Origin of the sequence: Paenarthrobacter sp. NPDC091669 (assembly GCF_044756725.1) — a bacterium.
GTDB lineage: Bacteria > Actinomycetota > Actinomycetes > Actinomycetales > Micrococcaceae > Arthrobacter > Arthrobacter bambusae_C.
Genome location: NZ_JBIVTK010000001.1, coordinates 346,790 through 361,155 on the forward strand (window position 1 = coordinate 346,790; position 14,366 = coordinate 361,155).

A 14,366-nucleotide genomic window follows, 5' to 3' on the forward strand; every position below is an offset into this window, starting at 1 on the left:
GGCTACCGACTTGGGTTCCACCGAGGGGCGGGATCCCACCTCTAAGAAGCACCCAAAGAGTCGAAAGCCCACCCCTCGCCAGCGCTCACCCACATCAACAACGGACCCACACCGGAGCCGGTCCGTGAACATTGGCAGGATCTTGCCCTGACGCGTCCGAAAACCGCCAGCCGCCCCGGCTCATCGGCGGCTAGATTTGGCTCTATGACAACCACCTCCCCGGCCGAACCCGGCCAGCCTTCCCCGGACCTGCCCCAGCGCACCACCCCCGCGCCCGGAGCAGCCATGAGTAAACTCGGCATCGCCGCCGTGATCGTCACCGTGATCCTGTGGGCTTCGGCGTTCGTGGGCATCCGCGCTGTCGGCCCCCACTTCTCCCCCGGATCCTTGACGCTGGGACGCCTGGCGGTTGCCGCCGTCGTGCTTGGAATCGTGGTGCTGCCGACGCTGAAAGTTTGGCCGAGCGGCCGGGAGTGGTTGCCGATTGTGGCCTACGGGGTGATGTGGTTCGGCGGTTACAACGTGGCACTGAACGCCGCGGAACATATGCTCGACGCCGGCACCAGCGCCATGCTGATCAACGTTTCCCCCATCCTGATCGCGATCCTTGCCGGAATCTTCCTCAAGGAGGGCTTCCCCCGCTGGCTGCTGATCGGCAGCGGGGTGGCGTTCTGCGGCGTCGCAATGATCGCGCTGGGTTCCGGACAGCGCTCGACGGCGGACGTCGCCGGCGTGCTGTTGTGCTTGCTTGCCGCTGTACTCGCCTCGGTGAGCGCGATCCTCCAGAAGCCCGTGCTCCGTAAGTTCACCGCCGGGCAGGCAACGTGGTTCGGCATCATGGTGGGAGCCATCTGCTGCCTGCCGTGGACCGGGCAACTGATTTCCGAGGTCCAAACGGCGCCGATCCCGGCATCCCTCGGCCTGGTGTACCTGGGCATTTTCCCCACAGCCATCGCTTTCACCACTTGGGCGTACGCTTTGTCCCTCATCTCGGCCGGCAAGCTCGCCGCAACCACGTACCTGGTTCCGGGCACCACCATTCTGATTTCGTGGGCCGTGCTTCAGGAAGTCCCCACCATCTGGGGACTGATCGGTGGCGTGGTGTGCCTGATCGGCGTGGGCCTGACCCGGCGTCGGACGCGCCAACCCCTCAGCTAGCGGGCCATTCCCACCAAAAGTTCGCGGTGTGTGGGCGGATTGGCACCAGGGCGGCCGACGGCAATGGAGGCCGCCATGGAGGCAATGGTGCCGATCCGCTCCATGACGGTGGGCGCCAGTCCGTCGCTGCCACGCAGGAGCAGCCCCATGATCAGCGCTGCCATATAGGAATCGCCCGCGCCGATGGTGTCTGCCACTGTGGCAGGGACGGCCGGTACGTTGAGCTGTATGTGCCGTGTGGCCATGAGCGAGCCCTTGACACCCTGGGTCACGACAACCAACCCGGTGCCCAGTGCGAGGAGGTGGTTCGCGGTGTCTTCAAGCGCCTTGCCCGGGTACAGCCAGCGGGCATCGGTGCCGCTGAGCTTCACGACGTCGGTCAGCGGCACTATTTCCTCGAACAGCGCCAAGGCCTCCTGATGGCTTCCGAGGAGGTCGGCGCGGATGTTGGGGTCGTACGTCACCATGCAGCCACCCTGCGCTTGCTCCAGCAAGCTCCGCACAACGCTTGCGCCGGGCTCCAGGAACGTGGCGATGGAGCCCGTGTGCAGGATCCTCGGAGCGTAGGGAAGGGCCAGAGGCGCCAAAGCCCAGTCAATGTCGAAGGTGTAGTCAGCTGAACCGTCCGCAGCGATCCTGGCCGTCGCCGTCGCGGTCTTGCCCGCGGACATGGAGCCGGGCAACAGCACCACGCCGGCACTGTGCAGATGCGATGCGATGGCGTCACCCCTGGCATCGCGGCCAATGGCTGTCAGCAGTCCGGTCTTGACGTCCAACCGTCCCAGGCCGAAGGCGACATTGGCCGGCGAGCCGCCGGGGTACTCCACCTGTCCGTCGGCAGACTGCACGATGTCGATCAACGCCTCACCGACAACCACGACGTCGAGGGGTTCAGGCGCGAGGGAAGAGGTGCCGGTCATGCGGTTCCTGTGTCTGTCGAAAAGAGGATTGACTTTTAGTATCTCTCATCACACACGGCGCCGATGCTGCCAGAGCGGACTAAAGTCAGATCATGCCCGCGAATCTTCCACCCGGCTTGCCCATAGTTCCGGACGGCGAGCGCCCATCATCGCCGCTTCGGGAACGGAATGCGGTGCACAGTCCTGTTGAGCACACCGCAGCGGACGAAGCCCATAGCGCCTCGCCTTTCGACATGTCTCCCGAAGAATTTGAAGAGGCCGTCAGCGACGCCCTCCAACTGATCCCGCCCAAAGCGGCCAGTGCCATGGACAACGTGGCTATCTTCATTGAAGACGACTACACGCCCCAGCCGGGCGAAGATCCGGACACTGTGCTGTTGGGACTCTACGAGGGCGTCCCCCTGACGGAACGCGATTCCTGGTGGGAAGCCGGTTCACTGCCGGACCGGATCACCATCTTCAGACAGCCCATCCTGAACATCTGCAGCACGCGCGAAGAAGTGATTGATGAAGTAGCCATCACAGTGGTCCACGAGATCGCGCACCACTTCGGGATCGACGACGACCGTCTGCACGAACTCGGCTGGGGCTAGCCTTATAGACATGGGGCACGACCACAACCACTCCCACGGAGTCACAGCAACCGGCAAGCATCGGAAGCGGCTCATCGCCGTCCTGGCCATCACCTTAGGGGTGGTGGGCATCCAGGTGGTGGGCGCCGTCGTGTCCGGATCCTTGGCGCTGCTGGCTGATGCCGGCCACATGCTCTCTGATGCCGCAGGCGTCTTCATCGCACTGATGGCGGCTTGGATCGCCACCCGTCCAGCCAGTGACCAGCGGACGTACGGGTACCAGCGGGCCGAAGTGCTGGCCGCCTTGGCGAACGCGTTGATCCTCATTGTGATCGCTGTGGTGATCATGATCGAAGCCATCCGCCGCTTCGGGGAATCCCCGGAGATCCATACCGACGTCATGCTGTGGGCCGCCATTTTGGGTGCCGTGGCCAACCTTGTCTCGCTCCTGATCCTGCAGGGGGCGCAGAAAGAGAGCCTCAACGTACGTGGGGCCTACCTTGAGGTCCTCGGTGACCTTCTGGGCTCCATCGCGGTCATTGTGGCGGCCATCGTCATCATGACGACAGGCTTCAGCGCCGCCGACCCCATCGCTTCGGTGTTGATCGCAGTGATGATCATCCCCCGCGCCTGGCATCTGCTTCGCGACGTGGTGGACGTCCTCTTGGAGGCCACACCGAAGGGCGTGGACGTGAACATGATCCGCGAGCACATCATCGCCGTGGATGGTGTGGTGGAAGCCCACGACATCCACATCTGGACCATCACTTCCGGCGTTCCCGTGTTCTCAGCCCATGTTGTGGTGGAAGACGAAGTCCTCAACGCCAGCGGGGCGGACAGCATCCTTGACCAGTTGGGGTCCTGCCTGGGCCGTCATTTCGACACCGAGCATTGCACTTTCCAGTTGGAGCCGGTGAGCCACTCGGAGCACGAGTCGCACCAGCACGCCTAGCTGGTCCCCTCGCCCGCACCCTCAACAGCTACGGTCCCCGCTGCGCCGTCCACGGTGACGCGCTGACCGGTCCTGATGCGCGATGTGGCGTCCGGAACCCCCACAACGGCAGGGATGCCGTACTCACGAGCCACCACGGCGCCATGGGAGTTGGGTCCACCCATCTCCATGACCAAACCTCCCGCTGTGAGGAACAACGGCGTCCAGCCGGGGTCCGTTGACGGTGCCACGAGGATTTCTCCGGGCTCCAGATGCGCGCCAATGGGGTCCATGATGACCCTCGCAGGAGCTGTGACCCGTCCCGTCGACGCCGGACTGCCGGACAAAGTGCCAGAGCGCTGTGGCCCCCTGGTTCCGGGTGCGGCTTCCGGTTCGGTGCCATCCGACATCAGCACCCGCGGTATGTGCCTCCGCCGCAGTTCCTGCCCGTAGGCGGCGCGTCGCTCAGCAACCAACTCCTGCAGGTCATCTCCTGCCAGTGCGGTCTCGGCTTCGTCGAGGTCCAGGAAAAAGATGTCCTCGGGGCGTTTGATCCGGTGCTCTGCCGCAAGCTCATTGCCGATGAGAAGCAACTGCTTCCGCGCAACAGCCAGTCCCAGGACCAGGTTGTACTTGGGCAACTCTCGCAGTCCAGCGAACCTCCGTGTCCGGTCCAACGCCATGCGAACCACGGCAGAGTGCAAAGGGCTCTTGGTCCTGGCCCGCGCCACGAAACGCGCTACCTGTTCATCGGCGTCGCGGGCTGCACGCGCGAACTGCTGGTCCGGCGCCTCTGAGCCGTCCGCAAGCCTCAAATAGTTGGTGACGACGCCAAGGATGTGGGTGGGATCGTCTGACCAGCGCGGCATGCCCAGGTCGATCTCGGCGACGGCCCGGTGCCCGAAGGTGCCCAGGAACGAGCTCAATCCGGCTTGGGCAACGGCTGGGAGCTTTCCGTCCCGATACTGCTCCGTCAATTCTGCCGCCGGGAGACCGGACATGGAGGCAACGGCGTCGGGGTCTTTCCGAATCTCAGCGGCAAGCTGCCAGAGTGCCAGGTCCATCTCGGTAGTGACGTTGTTGGGAAGGCCCCGGATCACCGTTTGGAGCTCGCTATACGGAGCCTGATCCCCCAGGAGCTTCTTGACCAACGCCAGCATGGCAAAGCCCAGCGCGGGAAGGGGCAGCACCCGCGGGACCGTGGCGAAAACCTCTTCTCCGAGGATTCGCTGGACGTGGCCGATCCGCTGGTGGGCCGTTGCTCGCTGCGGGACCGTCAAGGTGCTGCGCAGATCGGAGCCGCGTTTCTCCACGCGTTCCAGTGCCGACGCCGGGCGGAGCAAGCCACGGAACAGCGTCTCAGGGAGCCGGTACCTGGCCGCAACCGGAGCAACGTGGCGAATCAGTTTCAAGGGCGTCCTGGTGGTCACTGTGAAACGTGGATCGTCAAAGAGTCCACGTATCAGAACGGCCGAGCGGGCCTCCATGAGATCGAAAACCCGGGGCACGATCGCCCGGCCGACCCTGCTCCGCACCACCGAAGTGAGGTCGAAGAAGATGCGCTGCCCCGCCTCGTAGTAAGGGGGCGGGCCGGACCGGGGATCCGGAACATCGAATGCCGCGGTCCTGGCGACGGAGGAGGCGATGAGCCGAATGCCGGCCAGGCCCATGGGAGTCAGTGGCCTGGTGAGGCCCTGGGCGAGGCTGAAGTTCAGGAAGGCGTGCTCGCCCGGAACGGGAGGGGTCCGCGTGGTTTGCGGGTACAGGGTAGTGATGGGCCGGGCTTGGGTGAGCCATATTTTTCCCTCATGGTCGATGGCCCACTCGGTGTCCTGCGGGGCTCCGTAATGCAACTGGACCTCGCGGCCCAAGTCCACGAGCCCCAACACCTGGTGATCACTGAGGCAGGGCTGAGGGTTTGAATCGCCGGGCTGGTCCCGCGAGGACCCGGTGCTGCGTTCAACGCGTTCCGTGCCACCGCCAGGGATCGCCCTGATCTCCACTTGCCTGTCCCCCACGGTCCTTTTCACCATGGCACCGCGCCGAACATCCACCACGTACTGATCCGGATTCACGGCTCCGGAAACGACGGCCTCTCCCAGGCCCGGGCTGGCATCAATCACTGTCTGGTGCCGGTTTCCTGTCACCGGGTTGGCGGTGAACATGACTCCGGCGGTGGCGGAGTCCACCATCTCCTGCACCACTACAGCCAGGGTGACCGACGCGTGGTCAATCCCGTTGGTGGTCCTGTACGTCACGGCACGGTCTGTCCACAGCGACGCCCAGCAGCGGCTCACAGCTTCCAGGACAGAGTCAGCGCCCACCACGTTCAGGAAGGTGTCCTGCTGACCGGCGAAACTCGCGAAAGCCAGGTCCTCCGCGGTTGCTGACGACCTGACGGCAACGGGAACGTCCTCTCCCAACTGCTGGTAGGCGGACCTCACCACTTCGGCGATCGGTTGGGGAATGCCGGCGTCGAGCACCAAGGACCGCGCGCGGGCGGCGAGCCCGTTCAGCTGGTCCAACCGGGAAGCATCGACCTCCTTCAGTGCCGCAAGGACCTCGTCCAGGCCAATGGCCGAAAGGGCGTTCCGGTAGGCAGCGGTAGTCAGGCAGAATCCGGGCGGCACGGGCAGTCCGGCACTGGCCAGCTCCCCCAGGTTGGCCGCCTTTCCCCCCACATCAGGAACCATGGCCCCACTGATGTCAGAGATGTCCAGAATGAGTGCCGCGCTGGGCTGTTGGACATCCATGGCGCAGTGGTCCCCGCGCCCTAAGCTGCGCCGAGCATTGGCCCAAACTTGTGACGGTCGGCCAGCCGGGGGTCCTCACGATCCGGAACAACCAGCACAGGACCCTTGGCATGGTGGAGGACGCCGTCCGAGGTGGAACCGAGCAGCATGCCCGCGAACCCGCCGCGGCCGCGTGTTCCCAGGACCACCAGCTCGACGCTGCGGCTGGTTTCCACCAGCACGTCCACGGGTGAGCCATCGCGGAGATCCGTCTCAATGGGAAGCTGGGGGAAGTGGCTCCTGAGCCACGCAACACCGGCGTCAAGCTGCACCCTGATATCCGCAAAGAGGGCATCGCGGTCCAACGGAGCCGGCACCCATGCCAGGGACCCGCTGTACTGCGGCACAGCGCAGATGACGCGGAGCTTGGCTCCCATGCGCTGCGCTTGCTCGGCCGCTTCGAGCACTGCCACGCGGGCTTGCTCGGAGCCGTCGACGCCCACTGCAACGACGTTTTCCACGGCGCGGGGGCCAGCCTTGGCGTGCTCGGCCTTGATGTGCTTGTCTTCAGTGTTTTCGCCGAGACGGTCGGCGCAGTACAGCGGGACCGTGACGGTGGGGCATTTGGCGTGGGCAGGCAATGCGCTGCTGACAGATCCCAAAAGGCGTCCAACGAAGCCGCCGCGGCCCCGGCTGCCAAAAACAAGGAGCGCGGCGTCTGCCGAGAGGTCCAGGAGAACACCGGCGGCGTCGCCGTTCTCGACGGAAGCGTCAACGTCGATGGCATACCCGGAGATCTTGTCCATAGCCTGTTTCACGATCGCGTCCGCGCCCTCGCGGATCACCGAATCATCCACAGTTGCGTAGCCGCCATCCAGCCCTGATGCGGCAAAAATGGGTACGGAGTAGGCCGTCACGATGTGCAAAGGCAGCTGACGGCGTTCGGCTTCACGTGCCGCCCACACCAACGCACACTGCCCGTGCTCTGAACCGTCGACTCCAACGACAATGCCACCTGGCGCCACTGCCTGGTCCTGGCCGTCCTGTGGCTCTTCATTGTGCCTGCTGTGCTGGTCCATGGGGCCCGCCTCTCCACCTGCTGCTTGATGTTCCGGCCATTCTGCCAGAGGTTCTCCGGCTCGGATTCCCTATTGGCGCCATTGTCAATGGCCCGGGCAGAAGGAACCTGGAAATTCCTTCTCCCAATGCCCACTATTCTCGGTCGGCAACGCCGAATCAAGGTGACTTTGGGCTATGTGTATAACGGTCCGGGCTCGGTTGCAGGGGCCGCATTTTGCGCTGGGGATGAACAAGGCGAACACGCGGACTCAGGAGGCTATCCATGGCAGAAAAAGTTCGGTAGTGTTCGAGTCACCGAATGGCCGGCAACCGTGTTCCACAGCACACTCCGGCCATTTATTGCGGCCGCTTGGGGAACTCGGACGCGACCCCATGCGATGCCTAACGGCACACACGTCAAGGAGGAACCAAGCAGTGTCACTCACGCCTGATTCCGCCACGGAACGCACCACCACCGTGGTCATCGGAGCCGGCCTGTCCGGCTTGGCAGTTGCCAGTGAGCTCAGCCGCTACGGCGTGAACTCCATAGTGGTGGACGGGTTCGGGACGTTGTCCGCAACCGGCCCGTCAGTCCACACTGGCATGCTCCAACGCTGCGATGCAGCCGATCCCTCGGCCATGCAGGAGCGTAACGAGATCCTCCGCCACCTGCGGAACTACGCCGCAAGCCATCACCTGGATGTCCGCAGCACCACACGGGCGGTCCGCCTCGACTTTCTTGGCTCCGACCCTTCCCAGCAGATCGGCTATGGACTGGCCGCCAGCATGACCACTGCCGGGCTCAGGACAGGGCTTCACGCCTCCGGACCCCTCGAGTCCACCCGCCGCCAGTGGGCCGTGCACACTGCCAACGGTGTTCTTCTGGCCGACCATATTGTGGTCACGCGCTGTGCGCAGAGCCAATTGCGCCGAATGCTGGCGGAACTCGGTATAGCGATCGGCCAGAACCTGGTGGCCGCAATGCGGGCCGTCGGGATGCACCTTGTAGGAGTCGGCGAGCTCATTACGCCCACACCCAAGGAAGTACTTCGGCAGGCAAAGGCTGTGGGCCAGGCGATATCGTCCAAGGTGGCCCTCCCGGCAGGGCCGGGCATCGCCACCGCGTAGCAGATCAAACGCCCTCCACGACACCCTGCAAAGGCCCGCCTGCCCGCCTGACTGACCTTCGGCGTCGTGCCTGGCCGTGAACTATTCCGCACAAAACTTAACGCCAAAGGCCGGTGTCCTCGAAGAAGAACTCTTCGAAGACACCGGCCTTTGAACTGAAGCGTGAGGCTTATGCGCCAGCGCGTACGTAGGTCAGGGGACCCGTTGCGGTCAACCAGCTGATCGGGTGGATGCCCGTCTGGTTGCCATTGATGCCACCGCTGATGGCCTGGCCGTTGCCGATGTAGATGGCGACGTGGCCGGACTGGACGATCATGTCACCGGGCTGGGGTGAGCTGACAACCTTGCCGTAGTTCATGAACTGCATGGGACCGAGGTCGCCAACGGGGATGCCTGCGGAGCCGAGTGCGCGCTCCACCATGGCGGTGCAGTCCTGCATGATGCCGATCTGGGCGTAAGCCGAGGCAACCATGGCGGCATTGACGCCACCAACGGCCGGAGCAGCAGCGGCCGCAGGAGCAGGAGCAGCAGCGGCCGGAGCGGCAGCAGCAGCCTTGGCAACAGGAGCCTTTGCGGCGGCAGTGGTGACTGCTGCCTTCTTGGCGACGGGAGCCGGAGCAACCGGTGCAGGCTTCTCGATAACCGGCGCTGCAACAGAAGCAACAGCAGGGCGCTCGAAGTTGACGGTAGCCGTAGCCAGGGCGGTGACAACCTGGGTGGGTGCGTCGGCTGAAACGGTCTCAGCGACCGTTGCCGGGCTGGAATCCCGCTGAACCGGAGCTTCAGCAGCGTGAGCTGCAATGGAGCCGGTCAACACAAGGCCCGAGGCTGCTGCGATAACAGCCGCCTGGCGGCCAGCGCCGGAAGCGTTGCTGGCAACTGCCTTGGAGATGGAGATGAACGGATTAGGACGTACGCTGTCCGCCTTACGACGGCCGCGAAGAATGCGTGAAGACATGAAAGAGCCTCTCCCGATGCCTGCGAGGTTAGCTGTCGGATTCGGATGGGAGTCACCCGGCCACTATCTCCCGCTGTTCAGCGGAAGCATCGTGACTTCACCCCAAGGCACGCTCGAAAGCGGCCTAAAATGGGTTCCCCGTCTCTGCCGTAAGGTTTGTCTGCGAACGGATTCCGGACTGCGGCAGAGCTAGGCAATCAGGCCGGAAGTGCCCGCTACGTGGAACAGGCACAGGTACCACCGTACGCGATGATCACGCGGAAGTCACATTTAAGTAACGAGAAGTACGCTTCTGGCGTGTCGCAGTAACCGTTTCGAGATCTTCGCGGCTACGTAGAAAACCCTGTTATTCCGCGGGAGAATCGCCATCAGAGTCGTTTGAAGCAGCGAGTTTTCTGCGGGCTGTAACAGCCAGAAAAATAACGAGACCAACAGCAACAACCGCCAGGCCTACGATGCTCCACGGGAAGGGCTGGGAGGCGTCGGCCGCGGGTTCGCTGTTACCGGTTCCCTGCGCCGCGTTGCCCGGGGCCGCGGTTCCGGCCGTCGGTACCGCTGCCGACGGTGCTGAAGACGACGGTGCTGAAGCGGAAGGAGAGGCTGCCGCCGAACCGCTGGTCGTCGTCGTGCTTCCTGCGGTGGCCGTGAAGGTAAAGGTGCCCTCGATGGGGTGCGAATCGCTGCTGACGACGCGCCAGACCACCGTGTATTCGCCGGCCGGAGCGCCTTCGCGCAGCTTCTGGACCGCCTGGTTGTCGATGATCTCCACCGGGCCATCCGCCCAGTTTTCGCCGCCCGCCGTAACCGTCACGCCCGAGAATTGCGCGAGCGGCCGGTTGTTGAATGTGATGGAAACCGACGCCGGAACGTCCGTGACGCTGGTGCCATTGGCCGGCGTCGTGGATTCAGCGACGTCATGGGCGGACGCGGGTGCCGCAGAAAACAGCAGGGCGGACGCGAAGGCAAGAGCAGCGACGACGGCGGCCAGAAGCGGGCGGATGGTACGCATGGGGCGGTTTCTCCTAGTGTTGGCTTCCTTACAGACTAGGCGAATCGTCCGGAGCGCCCGTACCGGACCGCATAGGATTTGAGGGCACACTCCCACCGATCCCCGGAGTCCTTCATGCTTAAGCAAGGTTCTGCAGTAGACCGCTACTTCAAAATTACTGAACGTGGATCCACGTACTCGCGGGAAATTCGTGGCGGCTTCGCAACGTTCTTCGCCATGAGCTACATCGTGGTGTTGAACCCGCTGATCCTCTCCGGGGCGGATTCCAGTGGGGCATCCCTCGGCTTTACGGCCGTCGCAGCCACGACGGCCTTCGTGGCGGGCATCCTGACCATCCTCATGGGTGCGTGGGCCAAGCACCCGTTCGCCGTCGCAACCGGTCTGGGCGTCAACGCCTTCGTTGCCGTCACGGTCGCCTCGCACCCGGAGCTCACCTGGCCGGACATGATGGGCCTTGTGGTCCTCTCCGGCATCACCATGCTCATCCTGGTGCTGACCGGTTTCCGTACCGCCGTGTTCAAGGCCGTGCCGGAAGCGCTCAAAACGGCGATCGTGGTGGGTATCGGACTCTTCATTGCGCTGATCGGGCTGGTCAATGCGGGATTTGTGCGCCGAATTCCCGACGCCGCCGGCACCACGGTTCCCCTGGGCCTGGGCGTGGATGGCAAGCTCATGGGCTGGCCCACCCTGGTGTTCGCAGTGGGCCTCATCCTCACCATCGCCCTGGTGGTCCGAAAGGTCCGCGGCGCCATCCTCATCGGGATCGTGGTCTCCACGGCACTGGCCGCCATCCTCGAATTCACCCTCCACATCGGCCCCAGCTTCGACGGCAAGAACGTCAACCCGCGCGGCTGGTCCCTCGTGGCTCCCACCCTCTCGGAGTGGGGCGCTCCGGACCTGTCCCTCATCGGCAAGGCCAACCCATTCGGCGCCTTTGAGCACCTTGGGTTCATCGCAGCGGCCCTGCTGGCATTCGTGATCCTGCTGAGCATCTTCTTCGATGCCATGGGCACCATGGTGGGCCTGGCCAACGAGGCCGGAACCGTGGACAAGGACGGCAACATCCCCAACGTGGACCGTGTCCTGCAGGTGGATGCCCTCGGCGCGATCGTAGGCGGCGGCGCGTCCGTTTCGTCCAACCAGATCTTTGTCGAGTCCGGCGCCGGCATCGGCGAAGGTGCCCGCACCGGCCTCGCCTCGATCGTCACCGGCGTGCTGTTCCTGGTGGCGATGTTCTTCACCCCCCTCATCAACCTTGTCCCCTTCGAAGCCGTGGCCCCGGCATTGGTGGTTGTGGGCTTCATGATGGTCTCCCAGGTGGGCAAGATCGATTGGCAGGACTGGGGTGTCGGCATCCCGGCGTTCCTGACCATCTCCCTCATGCCGTTCACGTACTCGATCGCCAACGGCCTCGGCGCCGGCTTCATCTCCTACGTACTGATCCGCACCTTCCAGGGCCGCGCCCGCGAAGTCCACCCGCTCATGTGGGCTGTGGCCGCTGCGTTCCTGCTGTTCTTCGGCATTGGAACCGTGGAGGAACTGCTGGGCGTCAAGTAGGTCGCGGGGTTGCCTTCGGCGGTGAAGTCCGGGGTTTCAGACACTCGCCACGCTGGATCGCTGGTTTTCGTGTGCTCATTCGGGTGTGCTTGAAGCATGGAAACCAGCACCACCCTCGCCGTAGACGTCAGCCCCAGCCCTTGGACGGGCCGCTTTGACGGAGACGGCGCTGAACACCGCCGCTGGTGGCAGGCGGTAGCACCCCTGACGTCGCCCGCGCCCGCAACCGCCACGCGCCCCGCCGTCGTGCTTGGTTTCTGCAGCGATGCCGGAGTCCTCCGCAACCAAGGCCGGGTGGGTGCTGCTGCGGCTCCCGCCGCCATCCGCACGGCGCTGGGTCCGCTGGCGTTCCACCTTGACCGTGACGTGTTCGACGCCGGTGATGTGGTGGTGGAGGACGACTCACTGGAAGCGGGCCAAGAGCGCGCCGGACGCGCCATTTCGGAACTGCTCGACGCCGGAAACCTCACCGTGGTGCTGGGCGGCGGCCACGAAACAGCGTTCGCCAGTTACCTTGGGGTGGCCGGTTCTGACACGGTCCGCGGCAAACGGCTTGGTGTCCTGAACCTGGATGCCCACTTTGACCTTCGCGACGAGCCCACACCGAGCTCGGGTACGCCGTTCCTGCAGATGGCCCACGCAGAAGCCGCCGCCGGCCGGGAACTGCAGTACGCCGTCGTCGGAATTTCGGAGCCGAACAACACGCGCACCCTCTTCGACACCGCCGATCGCCTGGGTGTGAAGTACCTGCTGGACGAGCTGTGCACCCCGGAGGCCGTGGAGATTTTTGTTGCCGATTTCCTGGCCGGCGTGGACGTGCTGTACCTGACCATCGACCTGGATGTAATGCCTGCATCCGTGGCCCCTGGGGTCAGCGCACCCGCCGCATATGGCGTGCCTTTGCCAGTGATCAGTGCCGTCTGCCGGCAGGTTGCTGCGAGCGGGAAGCTCCTGCACCTGGACGTAGCGGAGCTGAACCCGGAGTTTGATATCGATCACCGCACCGCGAAAGTGGCTGCGCGGCTGGTGAACGCCCTGCTCGCCTAGCGTTCCCTTTTCCAGCCGCCTTCCTCCGCCTACTCTGTGGGGAGGGAAGGATGGCGATGCGCGGAACTCCTGTGCAGGACAAGTGGGCCTGGGTGGCAGGGCCAGCGGCTGTGGCTCTGGGCCTCGCAGCGCACCTGTTCGCGGGCGGAAGCGCTCCGGCCATACCTGTCCTCCTGGGGTTCGCCGCGTTGTGTGCGCTCGCCGCACAGCTTGTGTCCCGCTGGGTGCACGGCCCGCTGCTGCTGCTGCTCCTATCCGGCTTGGCACAGCAGCTGCTGCACTTCGGCTTTGAGGCCTTCGGAGGGTACTTTCCCGGCAGCGGATTCCTGGACCACGTGCACGGAGCCCCGGACTTGGGGGACGCACCGGCCGGCACCGCGACCAGCGGCGGCGACATCCACCTCCTCCTCTACACTCACATGGCGGCTGCGATCCTCGCACTGCTCGTGGCCGTCGGCGTGACCAAGCTGGCGGGGCTGCGCTCCGGGCGGGGTGCATCCACGGATCCCGCGCTTGTCCGTGACACCCGCTGTTGAGCGTTGCGTTCAGCGAACGAGCCCGGGTTCGGCCGGTTCATGACAATCTTCACGTCGCCGAACGACTCCAACTCTTAGCCTGGCGACACGGTTCGTAGCCTTACGAAAGCCCGGGACATGAACATTGCCGGGCCCGCTTGAGTGCACCTAGTGTCTTAGGCACGTGGTGTACCCGAGAGGCCAGGGAGCTGCCTGCAAAGCAGCGCACGCGGGTTCGAATCCCGCCACCACGTCTTTGGGGTCCCGCCGCCGGCACGCCCCGCGGCGGTCGGCGGGGGGCGGAAGGGGTTCCTCCATAGGCAAGCTCCGGATGAGACGCAGGTCACCTGACTGCCAGTCATCTTACATATTTTCGGCGGTCAGCCACTATGATTGATGGGTCGCCCTCGCATGCGGCACGTAATAGGAGGCCCCCCAATGACCCCTGCAATGACTGCAGAACGCGAAATTCGCCTGTCCTTCTCGAAGGCAGACGAGATCCACGACGGACTCGACCGCGCCGTGGATGCCCTGATCGAAAACGCGGCAGCAGACGCTGCCTGCGGAATTCTGGTGACGCGCCACGAGCCCGGCACCTACACCGTGGCTCTGGACGAATCCGTTCCCTTCGGCCAGACCCGCGAAGTACTCGCTGCCTGATACCCCACCGTATTTCCGGCAGCGACGCAAAAACCGGGGCCCGTTCCTTTCCGCATCTACTACCCGCGGAAGGGAACGAGCCCCGGTTTCTGTTTAATAAGTACCTCTGCAGAACCTCCG

Annotated in this window: 13 protein-coding genes, 1 tRNA gene and 1 riboswitch; of the genes, 9 read left to right on the top strand and 5 right to left on the bottom strand. The window is 64.4% G+C overall.

Annotated elements, in window-relative coordinates; all coding sequences use genetic code 11:
- Window positions 1-204: 204 nt before the first annotated feature.
- Complete coding sequence (locus tag ACIQLI_RS01615; protein ID WP_400384337.1) at window positions 205-1,158, top strand: DMT family transporter; 954 nt, start codon at window positions 205-207, stop codon at window positions 1,156-1,158.
- On the opposite strand, the gene ACIQLI_RS01620 is transcribed toward ACIQLI_RS01615, so the two are convergent.
- Window positions 1,155-2,078, bottom strand: a complete 924-nt coding sequence (locus tag ACIQLI_RS01620) for a carbohydrate kinase (protein ID WP_337340782.1) — start codon at window positions 2,076-2,078, stop codon at window positions 1,155-1,157. The genes ACIQLI_RS01615 and ACIQLI_RS01620 overlap by 4 nt on opposite strands.
- Window positions 2,079-2,170: 92 nt before the next feature.
- On the opposite strand from ACIQLI_RS01620, the gene ACIQLI_RS01625 reads away from it, so the two are divergent.
- Window positions 2,171-2,671, top strand: coding sequence for a metallopeptidase family protein (locus ACIQLI_RS01625; protein WP_400384340.1), 501 nt, complete (start codon window positions 2,171-2,173; stop codon window positions 2,669-2,671).
- Between the two features lie 10 nt (window positions 2,672-2,681).
- On the top strand, window positions 2,682-3,602 hold the full coding sequence (locus ACIQLI_RS01630) for a cation diffusion facilitator family transporter (protein ID WP_354228647.1): 921 nt from the start codon (window positions 2,682-2,684) through the stop codon (window positions 3,600-3,602).
- Here ACIQLI_RS01630 and ACIQLI_RS01635 read toward each other — a convergent pair.
- Window positions 3,599-6,334, bottom strand: coding sequence for a PEP/pyruvate-binding domain-containing protein (locus ACIQLI_RS01635; RefSeq protein WP_400384344.1), 2,736 nt, complete (start codon window positions 6,332-6,334; stop codon window positions 3,599-3,601). The two genes, ACIQLI_RS01630 and ACIQLI_RS01635, sit on opposite strands and share 4 nt — an antisense overlap.
- A gap of 20 nt (window positions 6,335-6,354) precedes the next feature.
- Window positions 6,355-7,392 carry a universal stress protein gene (locus ACIQLI_RS01640; protein ID WP_354228644.1) on the bottom strand — a complete coding sequence of 346 codons (1,038 nt, stop codon included), beginning with the start codon at window positions 7,390-7,392 and terminating at the stop codon, window positions 6,355-6,357.
- 415 nt (window positions 7,393-7,807) lie between these two features.
- Here ACIQLI_RS01640 and ACIQLI_RS01645 point away from each other — a divergent pair, with 415 nt between their 5' ends.
- Complete coding sequence (locus ACIQLI_RS01645) at window positions 7,808-8,500, top strand: FAD-dependent monooxygenase (RefSeq protein WP_400384347.1); 693 nt, start codon at window positions 7,808-7,810, stop codon at window positions 8,498-8,500.
- 169 nt (window positions 8,501-8,669) lie between these two features.
- On the opposite strand, the gene ACIQLI_RS01650 is transcribed toward ACIQLI_RS01645, so the two are convergent.
- Both ACIQLI_RS01650 and ACIQLI_RS01655 read right to left on the bottom strand, forming a co-directional pair.
- Window positions 8,670-9,458 carry an NlpC/P60 family protein gene (locus ACIQLI_RS01650; protein WP_207596010.1) on the bottom strand — a complete coding sequence of 263 codons (789 nt, stop codon included), beginning with the start codon at window positions 9,456-9,458 and terminating at the stop codon, window positions 8,670-8,672.
- A gap of 3 nt (window positions 9,459-9,461) precedes the next feature.
- A riboswitch (cyclic di-AMP (ydaO/yuaA leader) is annotated at window positions 9,462-9,654 on the bottom strand.
- A gap of 150 nt (window positions 9,655-9,804) precedes the next feature.
- Window positions 9,805-10,467 carry a copper resistance protein CopC gene (locus ACIQLI_RS01655; protein WP_400384350.1) on the bottom strand — a complete coding sequence of 221 codons (663 nt, stop codon included), beginning with the start codon at window positions 10,465-10,467 and terminating at the stop codon, window positions 9,805-9,807.
- A gap of 114 nt (window positions 10,468-10,581) precedes the next feature.
- On the opposite strand from ACIQLI_RS01655, the gene ACIQLI_RS01660 reads away from it, so the two are divergent.
- The 5 genes from ACIQLI_RS01660 to ACIQLI_RS01680 all read left to right on the top strand — a co-directional run bounded on the left by ACIQLI_RS01660 (window position 10,582) and on the right by ACIQLI_RS01680 (window position 14,246).
- The gene (locus ACIQLI_RS01660; protein ID WP_354228641.1) at window positions 10,582-12,024 is read left to right on the top strand and encodes an NCS2 family permease; all 1,443 of its coding nucleotides are present in this window, start codon (window positions 10,582-10,584) and stop codon (window positions 12,022-12,024) included.
- 96 nt (window positions 12,025-12,120) lie between these two features.
- Complete coding sequence (gene hutG, locus ACIQLI_RS01665; RefSeq protein ID WP_400384354.1) at window positions 12,121-13,071, top strand: formimidoylglutamase; 951 nt, start codon at window positions 12,121-12,123, stop codon at window positions 13,069-13,071.
- A 56-nt stretch (window positions 13,072-13,127) separates the two neighbouring features.
- The gene (locus tag ACIQLI_RS01670) at window positions 13,128-13,607 is read left to right on the top strand and encodes a hypothetical protein (protein ID WP_400384357.1); all 480 of its coding nucleotides are present in this window, start codon (window positions 13,128-13,130) and stop codon (window positions 13,605-13,607) included.
- 162 nt (window positions 13,608-13,769) lie between these two features.
- Window positions 13,770-13,840 (top strand) — tRNA-Cys (locus tag ACIQLI_RS01675).
- A gap of 184 nt (window positions 13,841-14,024) precedes the next feature.
- On the top strand, window positions 14,025-14,246 hold the full coding sequence (locus tag ACIQLI_RS01680) for a hypothetical protein (RefSeq protein ID WP_089593406.1): 222 nt from the start codon (window positions 14,025-14,027) through the stop codon (window positions 14,244-14,246).
- Window positions 14,247-14,366 lie beyond the last annotated feature (120 nt).

Excerpts from the sequence above, each read along its gene's own strand:
- ACIQLI_RS01680 (WP_089593406.1), top strand. The coding sequence starts at position 14,025 with ATGACCCCTGCAATGACTGCAGAACGCGAAATTCGCCTGTCCTTCTCG.
- ACIQLI_RS01625 (WP_400384340.1), top strand. The coding sequence starts at position 2,171 with ATGCCCGCGAATCTTCCACCCGGCTTGCCCATAGTTCCGGACGGCGAG.
- ACIQLI_RS01670 (WP_400384357.1), top strand. The coding sequence starts at position 13,128 with ATGCGCGGAACTCCTGTGCAGGACAAGTGGGCCTGGGTGGCAGGGCCA.
- ACIQLI_RS01620 (WP_337340782.1), bottom strand. The coding sequence starts at position 2,078 with ATGACCGGCACCTCTTCCCTCGCGCCTGAACCCCTCGACGTCGTGGTT.
- ACIQLI_RS01630 (WP_354228647.1), top strand. The coding sequence starts at position 2,682 with ATGGGGCACGACCACAACCACTCCCACGGAGTCACAGCAACCGGCAAG.
- hutG (WP_400384354.1), top strand. The coding sequence starts at position 12,121 with ATGGAAACCAGCACCACCCTCGCCGTAGACGTCAGCCCCAGCCCTTGG.
- ACIQLI_RS01650 (WP_207596010.1), bottom strand. The coding sequence starts at position 9,458 with ATGTCTTCACGCATTCTTCGCGGCCGTCGTAAGGCGGACAGCGTACGT.
- ACIQLI_RS01660 (WP_354228641.1), top strand. The coding sequence starts at position 10,582 with ATGCTTAAGCAAGGTTCTGCAGTAGACCGCTACTTCAAAATTACTGAA.
- ACIQLI_RS01635 (WP_400384344.1), bottom strand. The coding sequence starts at position 6,334 with ATGGATGTCCAACAGCCCAGCGCGGCACTCATTCTGGACATCTCTGAC.
- ACIQLI_RS01655 (WP_400384350.1), bottom strand. The coding sequence starts at position 10,467 with ATGCGTACCATCCGCCCGCTTCTGGCCGCCGTCGTCGCTGCTCTTGCC.
- ACIQLI_RS01640 (WP_354228644.1), bottom strand. The coding sequence starts at position 7,392 with ATGGACCAGCACAGCAGGCACAATGAAGAGCCACAGGACGGCCAGGAC.
- ACIQLI_RS01615 (WP_400384337.1), top strand. The coding sequence starts at position 205 with ATGACAACCACCTCCCCGGCCGAACCCGGCCAGCCTTCCCCGGACCTG.